The organism is Noviherbaspirillum sp. Root189 (genome assembly GCF_001428545.1).
Classification (GTDB): domain Bacteria; phylum Pseudomonadota; class Gammaproteobacteria; order Burkholderiales; family Burkholderiaceae_D; genus Noviherbaspirillum.
Window position 1 is genome coordinate 85925 of record NZ_LMHZ01000004.1, and the last position, 21080, is coordinate 107004.

At 57.7% G+C, this 21080-nt stretch carries 23 protein-coding genes; 22 read left to right on the forward strand and 1 reads right to left on the reverse strand.

From position 1 onward, the window contains the following. The first annotated feature begins 67 nt into the window (after positions 1-67). The 9 genes from ASE07_RS03380 to ASE07_RS03420 all read left to right on the forward strand — a co-directional run bounded on the left by ASE07_RS03380 (position 68) and on the right by ASE07_RS03420 (position 9046). A complete protein-coding gene (locus tag ASE07_RS03380; protein ID WP_057289394.1) occupies positions 68-1525 on the forward strand; it encodes a pyridoxal phosphate-dependent decarboxylase family protein in 1458 nt (485 codons plus the stop codon). 409 nt (positions 1526-1934) lie between these two features. Next, positions 1935-3443 (forward strand): flagellin, encoded by a 1509-nt coding sequence (locus tag ASE07_RS03385; RefSeq protein ID WP_057289395.1) that lies wholly within the window; start codon positions 1935-1937, stop codon positions 3441-3443. A 71-nt stretch (positions 3444-3514) separates the two neighbouring features. Beyond that, entirely contained in the window at positions 3515-3895 is a 381-nt protein-coding gene (locus ASE07_RS27905) for a flagellar protein FlaG (protein WP_082583930.1), read from the forward strand. Positions 3896-3984: 89 nt separating this feature from the next. Next, positions 3985-6000: a flagellar filament capping protein FliD gene (gene fliD, locus ASE07_RS03395; RefSeq protein WP_082583931.1), complete on the forward strand. Its 2016-nt coding sequence runs from the start codon at positions 3985-3987 to the stop codon at positions 5998-6000. A gap of 12 nt (positions 6001-6012) precedes the next feature. Then, on the forward strand, positions 6013-6492 hold the full coding sequence (fliS, locus tag ASE07_RS03400; protein ID WP_057289397.1) for a flagellar export chaperone FliS: 480 nt from the start codon (positions 6013-6015) through the stop codon (positions 6490-6492). 2 nt (positions 6493-6494) lie between these two features. Further along, complete coding sequence (locus ASE07_RS03405; protein ID WP_057289398.1) at positions 6495-6833, forward strand: flagellar protein FliT; 339 nt, start codon at positions 6495-6497, stop codon at positions 6831-6833. A gap of 5 nt (positions 6834-6838) precedes the next feature. After that, a complete protein-coding gene (gene fliK / locus ASE07_RS03410; RefSeq protein WP_057289399.1) occupies positions 6839-7963 on the forward strand; it encodes a flagellar hook-length control protein FliK in 1125 nt (374 codons plus the stop codon). Next, on the forward strand, positions 7950-8249 hold the full coding sequence (locus ASE07_RS03415; protein WP_057289400.1) for an EscU/YscU/HrcU family type III secretion system export apparatus switch protein: 300 nt from the start codon (positions 7950-7952) through the stop codon (positions 8247-8249). Before fliK ends, ASE07_RS03415 begins: the two co-directional genes overlap by 14 nt. 26 nt (positions 8250-8275) lie before the next feature. After that, positions 8276-9046 (forward strand): flagellar brake protein, encoded by a 771-nt coding sequence (locus tag ASE07_RS03420; RefSeq protein WP_057289401.1) that lies wholly within the window; start codon positions 8276-8278, stop codon positions 9044-9046. 208 nt (positions 9047-9254) lie between these two features. On the opposite strand, the gene fliE is transcribed toward ASE07_RS03420, so the two are convergent. Next, entirely contained in the window at positions 9255-9608 is a 354-nt protein-coding gene (fliE, locus tag ASE07_RS03425) for a flagellar hook-basal body complex protein FliE (protein WP_057289402.1), read from the reverse strand. Positions 9609-9935: 327 nt separating this feature from the next. Here fliE and fliF point away from each other — a divergent pair, with 327 nt between their 5' ends. From fliF to fliR, 13 genes are all read left to right on the forward strand, one after another. Further along, positions 9936-11609, forward strand: a complete 1674-nt coding sequence (fliF, locus tag ASE07_RS03430) for a flagellar basal-body MS-ring/collar protein FliF (protein WP_057289403.1) — start codon at positions 9936-9938, stop codon at positions 11607-11609. After that, entirely contained in the window at positions 11602-12597 is a 996-nt protein-coding gene (fliG, locus tag ASE07_RS03435) for a flagellar motor switch protein FliG (RefSeq protein WP_057289404.1), read from the forward strand. Before fliF ends, fliG begins: the two co-directional genes overlap by 8 nt. A 78-nt stretch (positions 12598-12675) precedes the next feature. Further along, positions 12676-13335: a flagellar assembly protein FliH gene (locus tag ASE07_RS03440; RefSeq protein WP_057289405.1), complete on the forward strand. Its 660-nt coding sequence runs from the start codon at positions 12676-12678 to the stop codon at positions 13333-13335. Then, positions 13332-14732, forward strand: a complete 1401-nt coding sequence (gene fliI, locus ASE07_RS03445; protein ID WP_057289406.1) for a flagellar protein export ATPase FliI — start codon at positions 13332-13334, stop codon at positions 14730-14732. Before ASE07_RS03440 ends, fliI begins: the two co-directional genes overlap by 4 nt. Positions 14733-14761: 29 nt before the next feature. After that, the gene (gene fliJ, locus ASE07_RS03450) at positions 14762-15202 is read left to right on the forward strand and encodes a flagellar export protein FliJ (RefSeq protein ID WP_057289407.1); all 441 of its coding nucleotides are present in this window, start codon (positions 14762-14764) and stop codon (positions 15200-15202) included. Between the two features lie 7 nt (positions 15203-15209). Then, positions 15210-16439 (forward strand): flagellar hook-length control protein FliK, encoded by a 1230-nt coding sequence (locus ASE07_RS03455; protein ID WP_057289408.1) that lies wholly within the window; start codon positions 15210-15212, stop codon positions 16437-16439. 175 nt (positions 16440-16614) lie between these two features. After that, positions 16615-17151: a flagellar basal body-associated protein FliL gene (gene fliL, locus ASE07_RS03460; RefSeq protein WP_057289409.1), complete on the forward strand. Its 537-nt coding sequence runs from the start codon at positions 16615-16617 to the stop codon at positions 17149-17151. Between the two features lie 4 nt (positions 17152-17155). Further along, a complete protein-coding gene (gene fliM / locus ASE07_RS03465) occupies positions 17156-18157 on the forward strand; it encodes a flagellar motor switch protein FliM (RefSeq protein WP_057289410.1) in 1002 nt (333 codons plus the stop codon). Further along, the gene (fliN, locus tag ASE07_RS03470; protein ID WP_057289411.1) at positions 18150-18566 is read left to right on the forward strand and encodes a flagellar motor switch protein FliN; all 417 of its coding nucleotides are present in this window, start codon (positions 18150-18152) and stop codon (positions 18564-18566) included. Before fliM ends, fliN begins: the two co-directional genes overlap by 8 nt. Further along, the gene (gene fliO / locus ASE07_RS03475) at positions 18563-19042 is read left to right on the forward strand and encodes a flagellar biosynthetic protein FliO (protein ID WP_057289412.1); all 480 of its coding nucleotides are present in this window, start codon (positions 18563-18565) and stop codon (positions 19040-19042) included. The genes fliN and fliO overlap by 4 nt, the downstream gene beginning before the upstream one ends. 7 nt (positions 19043-19049) lie before the next feature. Then, positions 19050-19817 (forward strand): flagellar type III secretion system pore protein FliP, encoded by a 768-nt coding sequence (gene fliP, locus ASE07_RS03480; RefSeq protein WP_057289413.1) that lies wholly within the window; start codon positions 19050-19052, stop codon positions 19815-19817. 67 nt (positions 19818-19884) lie between these two features. After that, entirely contained in the window at positions 19885-20154 is a 270-nt protein-coding gene (fliQ, locus tag ASE07_RS03485) for a flagellar biosynthesis protein FliQ (protein ID WP_057289414.1), read from the forward strand. Positions 20155-20220: 66 nt separating this feature from the next. Beyond that, on the forward strand, positions 20221-21006 hold the full coding sequence (fliR, locus tag ASE07_RS03490) for a flagellar biosynthetic protein FliR (RefSeq protein WP_057289415.1): 786 nt from the start codon (positions 20221-20223) through the stop codon (positions 21004-21006). Positions 21007-21080: the final 74 nt, after the last annotated feature.

Here is a 21080-nt window from a genome sequence, read left to right on the forward strand (position 1 = left end):
ATGTTTCTCGATTTTTGAGAAGACAGGATAATGCTCGTCATCCACGTAAAACGCTTACCTCAAAACGATGCATTCTGAACAACACCATTCTCTTGACCCGGCCGACTGGGATGAACTGCGCGCCCAGGGCCATCGCATGCTGGACGACATCTTCGACTACATGCAAAACCTGCGCGACAAGCCGGTATGGCAGCCCGCACCGCAAGCGGTACGAGACGTTTTCCACGCGCCGCTGCCGCGCGATCCGAGCGATCTCGCGGAAGTGCATCAATCGTTCATGCAAAACATCCTCCCCTATGCCATCGGCAATGCGCATCCCGGCTTCATGGGTTGGGTGCAAGGTGGCGGCACACCAGTCGGCATGCTGGCGGAAATGCTTGCCGCAGGCATCAACGCCAACGTCGGCGGGCGTGACCAGATTCCGGTGGAGGTGGAGCGTCAGATCACGCGCTGGTTATCGGAGCTATTCGAGTTCCCGGACACGGCCAGCGGCATCTTTGTTACCGGATCATCCGTTGCGAACCTGATCGGCGTACTGGTCGGGCGAACCCGGGCAACGGGAGTCGCGGTACGAAAAACCGGAGTGGCCCAAAGTGGCAAACGGCTTATTGGTTATACATCGATCGCCGCCCATGCCTGCATCGCGCAGGCGTTCGATCTGTCGGGACTCGGTACCGAGGCGTTACGCCTGATCCCAGTCAATGCAGCCGGCCAGATGAACCTGGAGGCGCTAAGAGCATCGATCGCGTCGGACCGTGCCAACGGATACAGCCCATTCTTTGTCGCGGGCACAGCGGGAACCGTCGACACCGGGTCCATTGACGACCTCACTACCATTGCCGACATCGCCACGCAGGAAAACCTGTGGTTCCATGTCGACGGCGCCTATGGCGCGCTTGCCATGATGGCTAAGGACCTTGCACCACGTTTTGCAGGCATCCAGCGTGCGGATTCCATCGCACTCGACTTCCACAAATGGGCCCAGGTGCAATATGACGCGGGGTTCATCCTGGTACGCGATGGCGGAATGCACTATGACACCTTCGCCGCGCCGGCCGCCTATCTGGCGCGTGAAACGCGCGGCATGGCTGCGGGGTCTCCCTGGCCAACCGACCTTGGCCCTGATCTGTCACGCAGTTTCCGTGCGTTGAAGACCTGGTTTTCGATCAAGACCTATGGTGCGGATGGAATCGGCCAAGTGATGTCGCGCAGCTGTGCGCTGGCCCGATATCTTAAACGGCGCATCGACGCAGAACCGCAACTGGAACTACTTGCGCCGGTATCGCTCAATATCGTTTGCTTCCGATATCGTTGTGACAATCCCGATCGCGTCAATGCCGATATCGCCATCGCTCTGCAGGAATCGGGCATTGTCGCACCATCGACCACCATCATTAATGGCTCGCTGGCGCTCAGAGCGGCGCTGTTCAATCACAGGACCGATGAACGTGATGTCGATGCGCTTATCAAAGCGACACTGGAATTCGGCAAAACCGAAGTGCAGAAGCTGTCGCGTGATATCTGAAAGATAATTTTCGGTTTGAGCTGAGCTGAATCGGCGCAGTAACGGCACGAAAACCGCAAACTTTAGGGGCGAATATTTTTCGTCCCTATTTTTTTGCCCGCCCCGGATTTATTACCGTCGACGGTCACGGAAAAATCTGGCTTTTCTCACTATAGAAGGCCGGAAGCCAGCTGTTCCTACCAATTTAAAATGTTTCCGTAGCTAAAGATTTTTCCCGAACGACCGAAGAAGGCAGTGTCCGGACTGAGATCGGATGCGACTGAAAAATTAAATGCAATTTTTCCCTAAACTTTTTCCAGTCCCATCCGATAAAGATTACAACAGCGGTTCAAACAGCCCTACTGGGGTGAACCAAAGTTGAAAAACTTAGCCGGCAAACTCGGCCCCCAGTACTAAAAGGAGAAATACCATGGCTGCATTTATCAATACCAATATCTCGTCGCTCAACGCACAGCGCAACCTCAACTCTTCCCAAGGCGCCCTGGCGAGCTCTCTGCAGCGCCTGTCCTCCGGCCTGCGTATCAACAGCGCAAAGGATGATGCAGCCGGCCTGGCGATCACCGAGCGCATGTCCACGCAGATCCGCGGCCTGAACCAGGCAGCACGCAATGCAAACGACGGCATCTCCCTGGCACAAACCGCTGAAGGCGCACTGGGCGAAATCAGTAACAACCTGCAGCGCGTCCGCGAATTGGCCGTGCAGTCCCGCAACGCCACCAACTCCGCTGACGACCGTGCAGCACTTCAGAAGGAAGTCGCACAGCTGAAGTCCGAAATCGACCGCGTTGCCAACGACACGTCGTTCAACGGCATCAAACTGCTCGACGGCAGCTTCACCTCCCAGGCATTCCAGGTTGGCGCTAATCAGGGTCAGACAATTTCGGTCGATGCCATCACCGATGCAAACATCGCTGCACTTGGCAGCTGGAATGCTCCTGCGACGTCGACTGGCGTTGCTCCTGCAGGCGGAGGTGCTGCAGCGACTGCCACGACCACGACTCAGCTTGGCGCCATTACTGCAGACGCTGTGTCCAACGCGGACGGACAGCAGTTCCAGCTGCAAATCGACGGCGTAGACGTCCTCAACGTGACGCAAGCCGCTGGCGCCCCTGAGACAATTGACACAGCCCGCCTGCAAGCCGCATTTGATGCATTCGACACCGCTCAGACCGGTTACACCATCACTGGCTCGCTTGCCACTAACGATTTGGTCGTGACCAAAGCTGACGGCTCAGACGCCGCCGTTACTTTGACCAACACGTTCAATACGGGAGGCACCCAAACCGGCCAGGCAGGATTCGTTGCAACCCATAGCAATGGCACACCCGCGGTTGCTGCATCTTTCACAGCCCTCACCGGTAGCGCCTTCACCATCAACGGCGTGGACATCGAGGTAGGCACTGCAGCCGACGCTACCACCCGCGTCAATGACCTGGTGACTGCAATTAATGCGTCGTCGGCAGGAGTGACTGCCTCGGTCTCCAGCGGGGCGTTGAAACTTACGTCTAAGATTGCCTCCGACGACATCGTGATCGCAGGTAGCGGTGCAGTGACTGCGCAAACCGGCCTAACCGCTGGCACGACCGCGGGTGCGGCACAAACCGGCTTCGCCTCCCTCGACATCTCCACTGTTGATGGCGCCGACAATGCAATCTTGGCAATGGATGCTGCCTTGAACGCGGTCAACAACGCTCGCGCCGACCTCGGCGCAGTGCAAAACCGCTTCACCTCGGTTGTCGCCAACCTGCAAACAACGTCGGAAAACCTGTCCGCCTCCCGCAGCCGGATCCAGGACGCCGACTTCGCTGCAGAAACCGCGCAACTGACCCGCGGCCAGATCCTTCAGCAAGCCGGTACAGCGATGCTGGCCCAGGCAAACTCCTTGCCTAACGGCGTGTTAGCCCTGCTCCGCGGCTAAGATCGTCTGAAGTAAGGTAACAACCCGGCCAGCTCCCCTGGCCGGGTTTTTCCACTTGAAGAGAGATCATCATGGCAATCCAACCTACCAACAGTTCGGCGACGCTCCCCGCTACCGACACCGCACTTCAAAAGGGAAACGTGGCGGCCGGCGCCCCGGTCGCCATCCGTTCCGTAGCGAGTTCCGCCGTCCCTCTCTCCACTGTCCAGCAACCCGGTGCGGTACCTGACCTAAGCACTCTCGAGCAGGCGGTCAAGGATCTCAACAAGGCAATGCAGACACAATCAGCCAATCTGGAGTTCTCGGTTGATGAAGACAGTAACCGGACTATTGTCAAGGTTATCGATCAGCAAACTCAGGAAGTACTACGCCAGATTCCGTCCGAAGAAGCACTCAAAATCTCGAAAGCACTTAATCAGGTTTCGGGATTGCTGATTCGACAAAAGGCGTAGGACGCGAACAGATAGGGAAATCAGTTTCTAAAGTCTGCTTTGACTTCGCCGTAAACGAGTTACATTGTGTTTTTCCATAGGGGACGCGCGTGGCTCTCTCATCTCCCGGTATCGGCTCAAATCTAGACATCAACAGCATTATCAGCCAGTTGATGTCAGTTGAACAACGCCCCCTTACGAACCTCAGCAAGCAGGAAACCAGCATCAAGTCCAAGCTGTCGGCGATCGGCGCGCTGAAAAGTTCATTGTCCACGTTCCAATCAGCAGTGCAAGCTCTTGGTGACGGAAGCAAATTCCAGGCATTCAAGGTCAGCTCCTCAGATTCATCCATTGTCAGTGCCAGCGCCAGCAGCAATGCGGCACCGGGCACTTACTCGCTGGAGGTCAGCAAGCTCGCTCAGGCTCAAAAACTGGCATCGGCCGGCCAAGCCAGTTCGTCGGTTGCGATCGGCACCGGAGTCATTACCTTCGATTTCGGCACCATCAACCTTGGCGAGACTGGCACTTTTGACAGCGATACCGGCAAATACTCAAATGCCTCCTTCCAGAGCAGTGGCGCGGGTACAAAAACGGTCAAGATAGATACCAGCAACAATTCACTGGCCGGCATACGGGACGCGATTAATAATGCGGGCATTGGCGTGACCGCTGCAATTATCAATGATGGCGGCACGAATCCCCACCGGCTAGTCCTTACGCAGCAGACGACAGGCAAGGCCAGCAGCATGAAGATATCCGTGGAAGGAGACGGGCCGCTTGCCGCCCTGCTCAGCCACAACCCTGCTGGTGCTCCCGTCAACCAAGCTTTCTCGGAAACCATCACCGCCCAAAACGCAGAACTCAAGGTAGACGGTATCGTGGTTTCCAAGCCGTCGAACACGATCACCGACATGATCGCAGGCGCCACCCTTACGCTGAACAAGACCAATGCAGGCAGCCCGACATCCATCACCGTTGCACGGGACACGGCTGGCATCACCACGGCGGTCGGGCAGTTCGTCACCGCTTTCAATCAGGTCAACCAGACGCTGAAAAACGTATCGTCCTACAATGCGGATACGAAACAGGCAGCCGCGTTGAACGGTGATTCCACAGTTCGCATCATCCAGACGCAGTTGAGAAGCCTCCTGACAAGCCCGGTCGCTGGAAACGGCACGTATACTCTGTTGCCGCAGATCGGTGTATCGCTCCAGAAGGATGGCACACTTGCGGTCGACAATGACAAGCTGCAAAAAGCGATCAGCAGCAATCCCGCCGATATAGCCGGATTGTTTTCCGCGGTCGGCAGGACGACTGACAGCCTTGTCTCCTATACTGGTTCGACAGACAAGACCGCTCCTGGCACGTACGCGCTTAACGTGACTCAGCTCGCGACGCAGGGGAAGACAGTGGGGCAAGGCGTTGCCAACCTGACCATTGATAGCAGCAATGACCGGCTAGAAGTGAAACTTGACGGCAATACAGCCACCGTAACGCTTAGTCACGGGACTTATGCCAATGCCGATGCACTAATCCAGGACATTCAAGCCAAAATCAATGGCGCGAGCGCGTTTTCGGGTGCAGGGTCAACTGTTAGCGTAAGTCAGGCAGGAGGTGTCATTACACTCACCTCGGCACGCTACGGCTCCGCATCGAACATCAGCATCTCCGGAGGCAACGGAAAGGCTGGGATTATCGGTGCATCACCGACCATCGTAGATGGCCTGAATGTGGCAGGCACCATTAACGGCGCCGTCGCCACTGGATCGGGACAGTATCTGACCGGGGCGGAAGGAAATCCCGCGGAAGGACTAAAGCTGCAAATCACCGGTACCACCATCGGCGACCGGGGCACGGTGAGTTACACCAAGGGATATGCGTATCAGTTTCAAAAGCTTGCCACTACTCTGCTTGGTGAAGACGGCGTGGTCGCATCCCGCATAAATGGCATTAACGACTCCCTCAAGAGAATTGACCAGCAGAGAGAGCGTATCAACGACCGTCTCGCGGAAACGGAGAAGCGTTACCGAGCACAGTTTACTGCCCTGGATGTTTTGCTGTCGAACATGACTCAGACCAGCAACTATCTGGCACAGCAATTAGCAAATCTGCCCACGATCGAGTAAAAGGGGAATTAGATGTTTGGATCAGCACGTAGTGGCGCAAGCGCATACGCGAATGTCGGGGTTGAGACCGGCGTGGCGTCGGCCAGCCCTCACAAGTTGGTAGTAATGCTTTTCGACGGCGCCATGGTTGCAGTTTCGTCCGCGCTGCATCAAATGCAGGCCGGAGATATTCCGAATAAGGGAAAGTCGATTTCCAAGGCAATTTCTATTATCGAAAACGGTCTACGGGCCAGTCTCGACAAGAAAGTTGGCGGCGAAATCGCACTAAACCTTGACGCACTGTATGAATACATGGCGAACAGGCTGGTGATTGCCAACCTGAAAAACCAGCCGCAGGCTCTAGAAGAAGTTCACCAGCTGCTCAAGGGATTAAAGGACGCTTGGGAATCGATTACACCGGCACCCGCGGCGACTCAGCAAACCCAGGCCGCTCCACAACCCGCTGCCTACGACCCGCTCGCACCTCAAACGTCCCGTTTTGTGAAAGCCTGACTATGGACAACCAGGAAATTATTTCTCTCTATGAGACCGTTGCCGACATTACGGATCAGATGCTGGCAGCTGCCCGCACCGGCGATTGGGAACAACTGGCAGCGCTCGAATCGCGTTGCTCAAGCCAAGTCGAAATCATTAAGCGCAATGACCAACCGCGCGAACCTTTGACGCAGACCGCCCGCGAACATAAAACAAGAATCATCAAGAAGATTCTTGAGGACGATCGTCAGATCCGGGATATCACCGAGCCATGGATGGCGCGCCTGTCGGCAATGATGAAAAGTAACGGTACGGAACGCAAACTCGCCCAGACCTACGGCGCGAACCAGAACGGCTGACGGCCATGCTGCCGCGGGCCGACCTCAATTCGCCCCGGCCACTGGCCGACCAAGGAACACCTCGTCCCCCTGCATCGACGGCGCCGGTCTCATCGGCGACCTCGGCAACCGACGCGCGCCAGGAAGTTTATCGGCGGCTTACCCAGATTGCGATAGGGCGGGAAGTCCAGGCAACCGTCGATTCGGTGCTGGACGATGGAACCTATCTGGTCAAACTTGCCGACACGGCAGCACGTATGGCGCTTCCGGTCGGCACGCGGGTCGGCGATACACTTCAGATGGTTTTTCTGGCGCGTGAACCGCGCCCCACTTTCCTGCTGAACCAGCAAGGGGGTAGCGCTCCGGCCTCCCTCAGCACCACAGGTCGCTTGATTGCCCAATTGCTTGAATCGGCACAGCAACAGGGTTCGCCGACCGCGGTCACCGCCCGCACACCGTTGTTGAACGCGCCCGGACTTGACCCGCAACGCCTCGCTGCCGCGATGCAGGAAGGATTATCGAACAGCGGCTTGTTCTACGAATCGCATTTGCGGGAGTGGATCAGCGGCAGTCGTACGTTGGCTGATCTTGCGCGCGAGCCACAGGCTCAGCTGGCTGGGGCGGACGGAGAGACAGCAGAGTCCGCCTCGCAAAAAACATCATTGGCCGATTCGGCAACCCGGCAAACCATGCTGGTGCGCGATAGCCAACTCCAGATCGCCAACTCGGCCAGAACGGACGCCGACCTGATGACCTCTAGTCAATTGCCGTTACCCACCCTCGATCCCGAAGCCGCCCGTATCGTGCATTCACAGCTCAATACTCTGGAACAGCATCAGGTTCGCTGGCAGGGTGAGCTCTGGCCGGGCCAGCAAATGGAATGGGAAGTCAGCGAAGATACCCCCGAACACACGCCAGCTGGCGTCCAGAATCCGGTCTGGAACAGCGAGGTCCGTTTCGAGCTGCCGCATCTTGGCAACGTTGCTGCCAGTATCCGGCTGGTAGGCGACAGCGTGCAGGTTCGGGTTGAAGTCGACAGCGATTCAACGGCGGAATTCCTGCGTCAACATGGCGGCAAGCTCGCGGAACGGATCGAGATTTCCGGCGCCTCGCTGGATGCCCTTCTGGTCAAGCGCGATGAACAAACCTGACACTACGCAGAACGCCGTCGCCCTCGCCTATCAGACCGGCGACCTCGCGCCGAAGGTCGTCGCCACCGGCCGGGGCCTGATTGCCGAAGAGATCATCAGGCGGGCAAAAGAACATGGCGTGTTCGTGCATGAATCGAAGGAACTGGTCGCATTGCTGATGCAAGTTGATCTGGACCGCAATATTCCGCCAGCACTGTACAGAGTTGTGGCGGAATTGCTTGCATGGCTTTACCATATCGACGCAATGAAGCACACTGGCGACAAGGGCCCCAAACCACGCCCCTAAACAGACAGCATATTAGTAGAACATACATGGTATTCAATACGAAGTTCGGGACCGAAGACGTCAGTCCCTATCAGGTACACTCCAAGCGTGAAATCCTTGGCTTGCTGCGCGCCATGTGCGAGCGCAACCAACTGGTGAGCATGCAGGCAGATGGCGGCGCCGATGCCGTCGTCACTTCCGTGCTGGAGGTGGATGAAGACAGCGGCATGGTGGTGATCGACCGTGCGCCCAGTAACATCACCAACCAGCGCATCCTTGACAGCGACAACATATCTTTCGAGACCGTCCTCGACAATATCCGTGTCATGTTTTTCACCGACAAGGTGAAGGAGTGCCTGTATGACAATCTGCCGGCCTTGTATATCTCGCTGCCGACCAACATGATCCGCTTGCAGCGCCGCGAGCATTACCGGGTTCCGACTCCGGTAGCAACACCGTTGCGCTGCACCATTCGCATCCCGGCGGATGAAGTGGCTGGTATCGCCGCATCGACGGTTGTTGTTAGCCTGAAGGACATCAGCGGCGGTGGCATCGGTGTTATTGATGAAAAAAAGGTACTCGACAACACCATTGGCAAGACCTACAAGGATTGCCGGCTTGACCTCCCTGGCGGCGCACCGGTTTCCGTCGATTTACAGATCCGCAATTCTCACGATCTGACGCTGACCAGCGGCAAGTCCATACGTAAGCTCGGATGCATGTATGTTAATCCGGCTGCGTCAATGCTGGGAGCGGTGCAGCGCTACATTACCAAGCTGGAACGCGAGCGTAATGCGCGGGCGACCGGGATGGGTTGATACCGCGTGGCGTTGAAGCTTGCTTCAAAAAACCAAAGGGCCGCAGTTGCGGCCCCTTGAATTTTTGCGTTGCCAGGTTGTTGAATGTTCGGATAACTTCAGGACGAACCCCTGTCCAGGTTCCCTCCCCTTCAAGGCGGCCCGCGTAGAAGAGGGTTAGGGTAGGGATGGGTCTCAATTGCGTTGACACCCATTCCCATCCCATCCGTCACACTTGCATGTTCATGATGTCGTGATACGCCGACACCAGTTTATTCCGCACTTGCACGGTTGCCTGGAACGCAATATTGGCCTTCTGCGAATTGATCATCACATCCGACAAATTGACGCTGTCATCACCGAGCACAAAACGCTTGGCCATGTCCTCGGATTTTCTCTGCGCGCCGTTCACCTGGTCCAGGCTGGCCTTGAGTGCACTGGCAAAGTCGACCTTGGCCGCCGGCTCGTTGCCTGCCACCTCGTCATGAATCCCTTTAACGCCGTTTTCCGGCCGTGTCGCCGCTGCCTTGAGTTGCGATATCATCGCTTCGATGCGGCTGGAATCGATCATTCCTGTCTTCATATCTCATCCTCCACCCGGCACATTGCCAGGATGCCCTTTTTCACAGCACTAAGGTAGCACGCTAAAAAGCCCTTTTTTCGCATGATAAAGGGCAAAAACAGCGCTCTGTTCAAACGATTAAATTCCTGCAACAGGACGACAATCCCATACTAAGCCAAATAGCTCGAACTACCGGGCCGTGAGCTATTGCATCCGCATCGGACGGGCCGACGGCATCAAGTGTGTTCGCAAGATAGTCCAGGTAATCGGGCAAATGGATTTAAACGAATATAGTGAAGCAGACATGCAAGGGAATTTCATGAACGGCAGCACCTGGAAAGACGGATCATGGCGATAGCGGGCGAAAACGCCGTTGTCCCATCCGCGCCCGGCGGCATCGTCGGTTTTGCGCAGACCCCGGGGGGACGGAATTTTTTCCTGATGCTCGGCGTAGCCGCAGTGCTCGCCGTGATGTCGGGTGTCTGGCTATGGAGCCAGACACCCGACTATCGTGTGTTGTTTTCCAACTTCTCTGACCGCGACGGCGGCGCGATTGTCGCTTCGCTGCAGCAGATGAACGTGCCGTACAAATTTTCCGAAGGCGGTAACGCGATTCTCGTTCCGGCAACCCAGGTACATGACGCACGCCTGAAGCTTGCTTCCGAAGGCTTGCCGAAAGGCGGCAGCGTCGGTTTCGAGCTGATGGAAAACCAGAAGCTCGGCGTGTCGCAGTTCCTTGAGCAAGTCAATTTCCAGCGTGCGCTTGAAGGCGAACTGGCTCGCTCCATCCAGTCGGTCGCGGCCGTTCAGGCAGCGCGCGTACACCTCGCACTGCCGAAATCCTCGGTCTTCGTGCGCGATCAGCAAAAGCCGACAGCGTCTGTCTTGCTCAACCTGCATCCAGGCCGCAGTCTGGATCAGCAGCAGGTCAGCGCCATCGTGCATCTGGTCGCGAGCAGTGTGCCCGACCTGCCGACCAAGAACGTCACCGTGGTCGATCAGAATGGCAGCCTCCTCTCTGACAACGACAAGAAAGCGGGGCGCAATGGACTCGACCCGTCGCAGCTCAAGTATGTCCACGAACTGCAGCAAAGTATCGTCAAGCGCATTGAATCCATCCTGACGCCCATCGTCGGCGAGGCAAATGTGCGTGCGGAAGCGACTGCGGATGTTGATTTCTCCACCGTCGAGCAGGCGGCCGAGATTTACAAGCCAAATGGCACACCGAACGCTGCCGCCATTCGCAGCCAGCAGAGCAGCGAGACGCAAAGCGGTACGCCGATCAATGCCTCCGGCGTACCCGGCGCGTTGTCGAATCAGCCCCCTGCTCCCGCAACCGCGCCACTGACTGCCCCTGCGGCGAGTGCGCCCGGCGTACCGGCCAACGCAAACGCCAGCGGTGCCGCACCGGTCAATGCGCAGAAGGACATGACCGTCAATTATGAAGTCGACAAGACAGTGCGCTATGTTCAGCAGCCGATGGGAGGCCTGAAGCGCCTGTCAGTCGCAGTGGTAGTCAACTACAGGAAAGAAGTCGCCAAGGACGGCAAGGTCACGATGAAACCGCTGACCGAGGCCGAGAAAACCCAGATCACCGATCTAGTCCGGGAAGCCATGGGCTTCAGCAAGGAGCGTGGCGACTCGCTCAACGTGGTCAACAGCCCGTTCGCCGGCCAGGAAAAAGAAATCATCCCCGATGAGCCCTTGTGGAAGCGCCCTGAAGCCATTCCTCTGGCGATCAGTGCGGGTAAATACCTGCTTGGCGCAATCATCCTGGCGTATCTGTTCTTTGGCGTGCTGCGCCCGTTGATCCGCCGGATCGCCGCGCAGTTCGCGCCGCCGCCTCCGCCAGTGGAAGAAGAGGATGAGGATGCGATTGTGCATATCGCACATGAGCCCGAACCGATGGGGACCAAGCCGCGCACGTATCAGGACAACCTGGACGCGGCAAAGGAATTGGCAAGAAATGACCCGAAAATGGTCGCAAACGTAGTCAAGGCATGGGTAGGAACAAATGAGTGAGGATGGCGTTCTCAAGGGAGCAATCCTGATGCTCGCCCTGGGCGAGGAAGAAGCGGCGGAGGTGATGAAATACCTCGGCCCGCGTGAAGTGCAAAAACTCGGCGCAGCGATGTCGAGCATGAAGGCGATCGCCAGCGAACAACTGGAAGCCGTGCTGGATGATTTTCGTTCGGAGACAGAACAGAACACCTCCCTCGGCCTGGACTCGGATGAATATATCCGCACGGTGCTGACCAAGGCGTTGGGCGAGGACAAGGCTTCGTCGCTGCTTAACCGCATCCTCGGCACACGGGATGCAAGCGGCATCGAAAGCCTGAAGTGGATGGATTCGCAATCGGTCGCGGATTTGATCCGCAATGAACATCCGCAGATCATTGCCACCATTCTCGTGCACCTTGAGCGCTATCACGCCTGCGAAGTGCTGACCTATTTCACCGAGCGCCTGCGCAATGACGTGGTGTTGCGCATTGCCACGCTGGATGGTGTGCAACCTGCGGCGCTGCGCGAGTTGAATGAAGTGCTGACCAAGCTGATGGCGGGTAACGAAAATCTGAAGAAGAAGCCGATCGGCGGCGTACGTGCCGCGGCTGAAATTCTCAACTTCCTGTCCGGCGACATCGAGACTTCGGTGATGGACAACCTGAAGAACTACGACAGCGACATGGCGCAGAAGATCATGGATGAGATGTTCGTGTTCGACAACATCATCGATATCGACGACCGTGGCATCCAGGTATTGTTGCGCGAAGTCCAGTCCGAATCCCTGATCGTGGCGCTCAAGGGTGCCAGTCAGGAGCTGCGCGACAAGATCTTCAAGAACATGTCGCAACGCGCGGCAGAAATGATGCGCGAGGACCTGGAATCGAAAGGGCCGGTACGTCTGTCCGAAGTCGAAGCCCAGCAGAAAGAGATCCTGCAGATCGTGCGCCGTCTTGCTGACGAAGGCCAGATTATCCTCGGCGCCAAGGGCGACGATGCATTTGTGTAGTAGCGGCTATGCAGTCGGGATCGCCTTGGCCGGCGCCATAGCAGCACAGCACCACTCCATTTACTCCGGACCAATAACATGAGCTCCACAGTCATCCCGAAAGAGCAGCTATCCGCTTATCAGCGCTGGGAAATGGCGTCGTTTGGAGACGAGCGTCCCAGCACCAAAGAGGACAATGCCGCCGCTGCCAAGCTCGCCGCCGAGCAGCTGGCCATCCAGAAGGAAGAAGCGCGTGTACATGGCCACAAGGAGGGTTACGACGCCGGCTTTGCCCAGGGTCAGGCCGCGGGACAGGAAGCCGCACGGGTCGAACTCGCACGAGAATTAGTCCGGGTTCAGCAAATCGCCACCAGCTTTAGTGGCGAGCTGACCAAGGCGAGCGAGACCGTTGCCGACGAAATGCTCAACCTGGCGCTCGATCTTGCCAAGGCAATGATCAAAACCTCTCTGACAATCAAGCCCGAGCTGGTCCTGCCCATCGTCAACGAAGCCATTCGCTACCTGCCTACCGTGCAGCAGCCCGCCTTGATTGCCCTGCATCCGGCTGATGCGGCCATCGTTCGTGAGCATATGGGCGAAGAATTGCAGCGCAACGGATGGCGCGTCACCGAAGACACGCATCTCGCTCGCGGCGGCTGCCGCGTCGAAACCGCGAGCAACCAGATCGATGCTTCACCACAGGTACGCTGGCAGCGCATCGCCGATGCCTTCGGCAAGCAAAGCGACTGGCTCGAATGAACCGTACCCATACCGAACGCTGGCAAGCTTATTTGCGTGACTGCCGCTCGCTTGCCACCATTCCCGAACCGATGCAGGTCTCGGGACGTGTGACCCGCGTCGCCGGTCTGGTCATGGAAGCCGTCGGGCTCAAGCTCGCGGTAGGAAGCGCCTGTACCGTTCCCCTCAACGGCGGCGCCAGGATTGAAGCAGAGGTGGTCGGGTTTGACAACGACAAGCTTTTCCTGATGCCGCAAAGCGACGTGGACGGCGTGGTGCCGGGTACCCGCGTGTTCCCGGTGGAGGTAGTGCAAAGCCTGCCCCGCCCCGGTACCGTCGACCATCCACGCCGACGCCCCAGCGATCGCGGCCGACATCTGCCTGTTGGCGATGAATTGCTTGGGCGCGTGCTCGATGGCGCGGGCCGTCCGCTGGATTCGCTCGGTCCCCTGAACGCCATACACTCCGCGCCACTCAATGTGCGCGCTGCCAACCCGCTCAACCGTGCGCCGATCAGCGAGGTCCTCGATACCGGTGTCCGTGCCATCAACAGCATGCTGACCGTGGGCCGCGGCCAGCGCATGGGCCTGTTCGCCGGCTCCGGCGTTGGTAAAAGTGTCTTGCTCGGCATGATGGCGCGCTATACCAGCGCAGACGTCATTGTGGTCGGCCTGATCGGCGAACGGGGCCGCGAGGTGAAGGAATTCATTGAACAGATTCTCGGCACCGTCGGACTTGCGCGTTCGGTCGTGGTCGCAGCACCGGCAGACACACCGCCCCTGATGCGCTTGCAAGGCGCCGCTTATACGCACACCATCGCGGAGTACTTTCGCGACCAGGGTAAAAGCGTCTTGCTGATCATGGATTCGCTGACGCGTTACGCGATGGCGCAGCGGGAAATTGCGCTTGCCATCGGTGAACCCCCGGCAACCAAGGGTTATCCACCATCCGTGTTTGCCAAATTGCCAACGCTGGTCGAACGCGCGGGCAACGGCAAGACGGGCGGAGGTTCGATTACCGCGTTCTACACAGTGTTGACCGAAGGCGACGATCAGCAAGATCCCATTGCCGACTCCGCGCGAGCGATCCTTGACGGCCATATCGTGCTCAACCGCAGCCTGGCTGAAGCCGGTCACTATCCGGCTATCGACGTCGAGCAATCGATTAGCCGGGCAATGCACAGCATCACCAGCGACGAACATCAGAAACTCATGCGCCGGGTGAAGCAACTCTACTCACGCTATCTGCGCAACCGCGACCTGATCAGCGTCGGCGCCTACAGCGCCGGTTCGGATCCTGTACTCGATCAGGCCATCGCCTTGAATCCCCGTATCGAAGCCTTCCTGCAGCAGGGCATCGGCGAACGCGCCGGCATAGCAGAGAGCTTGGGGCAACTTGCTGCCCTATTCGAAGCTTAGATTGCCAAAGCGCAGAACTATAATAAATCATGGCAACACATTCTGCGCTCGAAACACTTATCGAACTGGCAACGACTCAGACTGACGAGGCGGCCAAACGTCTCGGGCAAGCCGTTCGCGCATGCGACGACACGGAACAGAAGCTGAACATGTTGCTGCAATACCGGGACGATTACGAAGCACGCTTCAAGGCAGGACTCGCTGGCGGCATCAGTGCGGCGGGATACCGGAACTTCCAGCTTTTCCTTGAAAAGCTGGATACGGCGATCGCCGGCCAGCAGCGCATCGTGGACGATGCGAAGCGCCGCGTCGGCGATGAGCGCACGGCATGGCAAGACGCCGAACGTCAGCGCATCTCGTACGGTACGCTCGTGGCACGAAAGCAGCAGATAGAGCAGCGCAAGGAAGGCAAGCGCGACCAGAAAATGATGGACGAGTACGCAACCCGCCTGGCAAATTACAAACGGTAGGCCACACATGCAGACATCACAGGTTACCAATCCGGCAAATCTTTTTTCCACGCCGACAACCAACAAGCAAACCGACAATGCCAATGCCGGCGCATCCTTCGGACAGGTGCTGTCACGCGAAGTCTCGATGCGTGAGAAGGCGCCCGAATCCGTGAAGAGCAAGGATGCTTCAGCGCCCCACGCCAGTCAGCAGCCGACCGGTCCTGCAAATTCAGGGAACACACCGAAGCCGGCAAAATCAGCAGAAGCAAAGCCATCCCGCGACGGGAAAGCCGGGTCAAACTCGGAAACCAAGTCAGCCGATGCGAGTGGCACTGCCGACGAGGCAGAGAAATCCGCGTCGCATGTTTCCGACGAACTGCTCGCGTTGGTAGCAAACCTGAACCAGATGAGCATTGCAGCGACCCAGGTCTCGGACACCGCCAATACAGCGACGAGTGATATTGGAACCACGGACGCCGGACAGATGCTTGCCGCCGCCGGACTAATCCGCCCGGACACCACAGCCGCGCCTGATCCGCGGGCACAAGGCAGCGACACCAACGCCGATGCCGGCACATTGAATGCTGCCAGCGAAGACTGGAAGACCCGCCTGGAGACCGTGGACCTGGAAGCCCAGGGACGTGCGTTGAAAAACGCGCTGGCCGAGTCGGAAGGCAGCCACGATTTCGCCTCGCAAATCAAGGATTCGCTCGCAGCCGTCAGCGCAAACGGCACGACTGGCATGCAACCGGGACAGGCAGTCGCCATGATGCACCTCCAGAGCCAGAACGCCGTCGCCGCACAGGCGGCCGCCAAACTGACGCCCGCAGTAGGCTCACCAGGATGGGATCAGGCATTGAGCCAGAAGGTTGTCTGGATGGTCGCAGGGGAACAGCAATCCGCCTCGCTCACACTCAACCCACCCGATCTCGGACCACTGCAAGTCGTCCTGAGCGTCAGCAATTCGCACGCCAACGCGACCTTTACGGCAGCGCAGCCGGAGGTGCGGCAAGCCCTGGAAGCCGCGATGCCCAAGCTGCGTGAAATGCTTGGCGAAGCAGGTATTCAGCTCGGTCAGGCAACGGTGAATAGCGGCTCGGCAAACCAGCAAGGCGCCCAGGATCAGCAGGCTTCGCACGCTCGTCGCGAAATCGATAACGGAAACAGCAGCAATGGTCGCAGCGATGAGCCGATACGTGTCGGACGTGTCGCACCGACGTCATCAGGTCAGGGCATGGTGGATACCTTTGTCTGATCGCTAAGGAGCAGAAACAAAAGCTTCATTGCATGGCTACGGTAAGTGGGATTGGGTTGACTTCACCCTTCTTTTCCAAGCATCCTGTCAGTGTGCGATCGCGGATAATTGCGGATATAAATAAGCAGAGTGAACCGGTTGCACGCCGGTTCGACAGCCGGACAGAGGAAAGAACATGGCAACAGCCCCTAAAGCAAGCCCCAAAGTCGTCCCCATCGACGAAGGTGCGGCAGCGGCCGCACCAGCGAAAAAATCAAAGAAAAAACTGTTCATTATCGTTGGCGCGCTACTGCTGGTGATAGGTGGCGCGGGCGGCGCATGGTTCTTCATGGGTCAGGGCAAGGACGGCCACTCGGAAACCACCGAAGCGGCGGCGCCGAAAGTCGATCCAGGCAAGCCGCCGGTCTTTATCGCGATGGAACCATTCACGATCAATCTGCAGCCCGAAAACGGCGAGCAATACTTGCAGATCGCGTTCACGATGCAAGTCGCTGATGAAAAACAGGTTGAAATCATCAAGATGTACATGCCCGCACTGCGCAGCCGCATTCTGCTTCTGCTGGCCAGCAAAAAAGCATCTGAACTGTCTACCATCGAAGGAAAGACAAAACTGCAAGAGGAAATTCTCGCGCAGGTAAAGAAACCCTTTACCCCGCAGGGACCACAACAGGTCGCCTCGGGCGTGTTTTTCACTTCCTTCGTCATCCAGTAAAACCATGGCGGATAATTTCCTTTCCCAGGAAGAAGTCGATGCCCTGCTCAAGGGTGTCACCGGCGATCAGGACGAGAGTGCCGCGCCGGAAGACGAGTCGGGGATACGTCCATACAATCTCGCCACGCAGGAACGTATTGTCCGTGGCCGGATGCCGACGCTGGAAATCATCAACGAGCGTTTTGCGCGCCTGCTTCGCATTGGCCTGTTCAACTTCCTGCATCGCAGCGCCGAAGTGTCTATCGGCCCCGTGCGTGTGCACAAGTACAGCGAATTCATTCGTAACCTGGTGGTCCCGACCAACCTCAACCTGGTGCACATGAAACCGCTGCGCGGCACCGCGCTGATGGTCTTCGATCCCAACTTGGTGTTTCTGCTGGTCGACAACCTGTTTGGCGGCGACGGTCGCTTCCATACACGGGTTGAGGGACGTGACTTCACTCAAACGGAACAACGCATCATCCAGCGTATTCTCGGCATTGTCTTCGAGACCTATGCCAAGTCCTGGGAACCGGTGTATCCGGTCGAGTTTGAATACGTGCGGTCGGAAATGAATACCCAGTTCGCCAACATCGCCACGCCCAATGAAGTGGTAGTGGCGACAACCTTTACCATCGAACTCGGCCCGGTCAGCGGCGAAATGCATTTCTGCACGCCTTATTCGATGATCGAGCCGATTCGCGACATCCTGACCAGCAGCCTGCAGGGCGAGACACTGGAAATGGACAAGCGCTGGGTGCGTCTGATGACGCAGCAGATCCAGACGGCGGAAGTACAGATCATTGCCGACCTTGGCACCGCCAAAGCGACGCTGGGCGACATCCTGAACATGAAAGTCGGCGATGTGATTCCGGTTGCCATTCCGGAGCATGTATCGGCCAAGGTGGATGGCGTCCCAGTGATGGAATGCAGCTACGGCAAATTCAACGGTCAGTACGCACTGCGGGTCGAGAAACTTCTCACCTACAACAACAACGAGTTTACGCAAGGAGAAGAAAATGGCTGATGAAACTGGCCAGACCAGTGCCGATGACGATTGGGGTGCGGCGATTGCCGAACAGGCACAGGCTGAAGCAGCCGCACTCGCCGCCAAGCAGGCGCAGGCCTCGGTATTTCAGGACTTTTCGGGCAGCAGCATGAAGACCGGTACGCACAACGATATCGATTTCATCCTCGATATCCCGGTGCAGTTGACGGTCGAACTCGGCCGCACCAAGATCGCGATCAAGAACCTGCTGCAACTGGCGCAAGGCTCGGTGGTGGAACTCGACGGCCTGGCCGGCGAGCCGATGGATGTGCTGGTCAACGGTTGCCTGATCGCTCAGGGCGAGGTGGTGGTGGTGAACGACAAGTTCGGTATTCGCCTGACGGACATCATCACGCCGTCCGAACGCATTCGCAAGCTCAACAAATGACCATCTCTCGCCTGCTTCCGGCAGCTGCTGCTGTTGCTATCGCGTTGTTCAGCGCTGTAGCGCAAGCGGCTGAACAGGCGGCAACCGTGGCACCGGCAACGACTACAGCGACCACCGCAACTACAGCGGCATCGACAGGCTCGGCCGGTAATCTGTTGCAGGTACTCGTTGGCCTGGTGATCGTGCTTGGCCTGATGGCGGGCGCGGCATGGCTGCTTAAGCGCATGGGCGTTGCTGGCGCTGCGGGTGCCAATGTCGCCCGCGTGGTCGGCGGCGTCAATGTCGGCAATCGCGAGCGTGTGCTGGTAGTCGAAGTCGCCGATCAATGGATCGTCGTCGGCGTCGCACCCGGCCGGGTCAGCGCGCTGTCGACCATGCCGAAACAGGAAAACGCGCCGACTTCCGAGCCTCTGCCCGAACAAAAGAATTTTGCCACCTGGCTCAAGCAAACCATTGACAAGCGCAATGCCAGATAAAACAGGCATGACGCCATCCGCTGTGAACACCGTACTCAAATTCCTTCTTCGCTGGCTGCCGCTCGCCCTTCTCGGCTTGCCCCTGTTCGCCCTTGCACAAGCCGGCATGCCCGCTTTGACAAGCACGCCCGGCCCCGGTGGCGGGCAGACTTATACATTGAGCCTGCAAACCCTGCTGCTGCTAACGGCATTGGCCATGCTGCCGGCTGCGCTGCTAATGATGACAAGCTTTACCCGCATCATCATCGTGCTCTCGCTGTTGCGGCAGGCGCTGGGCACGCAGACTGCGCCCCCGAATCAGGTACTGATCGGCCTCGCCCTCTTCCTCACCTTGTTCGTGATGGGTCCGGTATTCGACAAGATATACACCGACGCCTACCAACCGCTGTCCGACAACAAGATCACCATGACCCAGGCGCTGGAGCGCGGCGCCGCACCGCTCAAGACCTTCATGATGAAGCAGACGCGCCAGGCCGACCTCGCGCTCTACGTCAAGTTATCGAATTCACCGCAGCTCAATGGCCCGGAAGACGTACCGTTGCGCGTGCTGGTTCCTGCATTCATTACCAGTGAACTGAAGACTGCTTTCCAGATCAGCTTCGCGATCTTTATTCCTTTTCTGATCATCGATATGGTGGTCGCCAGCATCCTGATGTCGATGGGCATGATGATGATGTCGCCGGCCATCGTGTCGTTGCCATTCAAGCTGATGCTGTTTGTGCTGGTGGATGGATGGCAGTTGCTGATCGGGTCGCTGGCACAGAGTTTTTATTAGCGAGGCTTGGTGTTGGACGAGGCTGATTGCCGGGCCTTGCCATTCATATTCAAAGAAAGGATTTACCATGACACCGGAAAGCGTAATGACCATGGGTCGGCATGCAATGGAAGTGACTTTGATGGTCGCGGCACCCATGCTGCTGGTTGCTCTTGCGGTCGGTTTGATCGTCAGTATTTTCCAGGCTGCGACGCAGATCAATGAAATGACGTTGTCCTTCATTCCCAAGCTGATCGGCATATTTGTCACGATGATTATTGCCGGCCCCTGGATGCTGACAGTGATGCTCGACTACATGCGCCAGATGTTTTCCAGTATTCCGGGAATGGTGGGCTAAGATAGTTCAGTAGCCAGTCGTGCATTGCCACAGCAGGCTTCACCGCAGTAGCACGCATAAGCAGTCATGATTACCCTCACCAGCGCCGAACTCAATACCTGGATCGCGTCCTTCCTGTGGCCGTTGACCCGCATCCTGGGCCTGATCGCCACCGCTCCCCTATTCGGCAACCTCTCCATTCCCGTCAGGGTCAAACTCGGCCTGGGCATCATGCTGGCCCTAGTCATTGCTCCGACCGTACCTGCCCTCCCCGCCATCGATCCCATGTCGCTCGCCGGCATGCTCGTACTCATGCAGGAACTGGTGATTGGCCTGGCAATGGGTTTTGCCATGCGTGTGGTGCTTGCCGCGGTAGAGATGGCAGGCGAAGTGTGCGGCCTGACGATGGGCTTTGGTTTTGCGACATTCTTTGATCCGCAAACCCGTGCACGATCTTCGGCGATTGCACAGTTCCTGGCCTTGCTGACCCTGATGATATTCCTTGCGACCAATATTCATCTGATGCTTCTGTCGACACTGGCTGAGAGTTTCATCAGCATGCCTGTGTCGGCATTGCCAGGGGGCGCCGGCGGCTTTCGGGCACTGGCTAATTGGGGCGGATTGATTTTCAGCGCCGGCGTGCAGCTATCCTTGCCGATTATCGCCGCCTTGCTGACGACCAATATTGCGCTGGGCATCCTCACTCGCGCTGCTCCCCAGCTCAACCTGTTCGGTATTGGCTTCCCGGTCACGCTGGGCGCAGGTTTCATTGTTCTTGCGCTCATGCTGCCTTATCTGGCAACACCGATCGAGAGGCTTTTCAATGAGGGGCTTCTCTTCATACAACAAACGGGAATGAGCCCACGGAAATAGCCATTTCAAGAATGGCTACGCGGCAGCGAGCCCACTGAGGTCGCGTAACTGCAAGCTCTTGGCCATAAGGCGCG

Bases quoted from the DNA above. Each gene is read 5' to 3' on its own strand.
- ASE07_RS03380 (WP_057289394.1), top strand. From the start codon at position 68: ATGCATTCTGAACAACACCATTCTCTTGACCCGGCCGACTGGGATGAA.
- ASE07_RS03385 (WP_057289395.1), top strand. From the start codon at position 1,935: ATGGCTGCATTTATCAATACCAATATCTCGTCGCTCAACGCACAGCGC.
- ASE07_RS27905 (WP_082583930.1), top strand. From the start codon at position 3,515: ATGGCAATCCAACCTACCAACAGTTCGGCGACGCTCCCCGCTACCGAC.
- fliS (WP_057289397.1), top strand. From the start codon at position 6,013: ATGTTTGGATCAGCACGTAGTGGCGCAAGCGCATACGCGAATGTCGGG.
- ASE07_RS03405 (WP_057289398.1), top strand. From the start codon at position 6,495: ATGGACAACCAGGAAATTATTTCTCTCTATGAGACCGTTGCCGACATT.
- fliK (WP_057289399.1), top strand. From the start codon at position 6,839: ATGCTGCCGCGGGCCGACCTCAATTCGCCCCGGCCACTGGCCGACCAA.
- ASE07_RS03415 (WP_057289400.1), top strand. From the start codon at position 7,950: ATGAACAAACCTGACACTACGCAGAACGCCGTCGCCCTCGCCTATCAG.
- ASE07_RS03420 (WP_057289401.1), top strand. From the start codon at position 8,276: ATGGTATTCAATACGAAGTTCGGGACCGAAGACGTCAGTCCCTATCAG.
- fliE (WP_057289402.1), bottom strand. From the start codon at position 9,608: ATGAAGACAGGAATGATCGATTCCAGCCGCATCGAAGCGATGATATCG.
- fliF (WP_057289403.1), top strand. From the start codon at position 9,936: ATGGCGATAGCGGGCGAAAACGCCGTTGTCCCATCCGCGCCCGGCGGC.
- fliG (WP_057289404.1), top strand. From the start codon at position 11,602: ATGAGTGAGGATGGCGTTCTCAAGGGAGCAATCCTGATGCTCGCCCTG.
- ASE07_RS03440 (WP_057289405.1), top strand. From the start codon at position 12,676: ATGAGCTCCACAGTCATCCCGAAAGAGCAGCTATCCGCTTATCAGCGC.
- fliI (WP_057289406.1), top strand. From the start codon at position 13,332: ATGAACCGTACCCATACCGAACGCTGGCAAGCTTATTTGCGTGACTGC.
- fliJ (WP_057289407.1), top strand. From the start codon at position 14,762: ATGGCAACACATTCTGCGCTCGAAACACTTATCGAACTGGCAACGACT.
- ASE07_RS03455 (WP_057289408.1), top strand. From the start codon at position 15,210: ATGCAGACATCACAGGTTACCAATCCGGCAAATCTTTTTTCCACGCCG.
- fliL (WP_057289409.1), top strand. From the start codon at position 16,615: ATGGCAACAGCCCCTAAAGCAAGCCCCAAAGTCGTCCCCATCGACGAA.
- fliM (WP_057289410.1), top strand. From the start codon at position 17,156: ATGGCGGATAATTTCCTTTCCCAGGAAGAAGTCGATGCCCTGCTCAAG.
- fliN (WP_057289411.1), top strand. From the start codon at position 18,150: ATGGCTGATGAAACTGGCCAGACCAGTGCCGATGACGATTGGGGTGCG.
- fliO (WP_057289412.1), top strand. From the start codon at position 18,563: ATGACCATCTCTCGCCTGCTTCCGGCAGCTGCTGCTGTTGCTATCGCG.
- fliP (WP_057289413.1), top strand. From the start codon at position 19,050: ATGACGCCATCCGCTGTGAACACCGTACTCAAATTCCTTCTTCGCTGG.
- fliQ (WP_057289414.1), top strand. From the start codon at position 19,885: ATGACACCGGAAAGCGTAATGACCATGGGTCGGCATGCAATGGAAGTG.
- fliR (WP_057289415.1), top strand. From the start codon at position 20,221: ATGATTACCCTCACCAGCGCCGAACTCAATACCTGGATCGCGTCCTTC.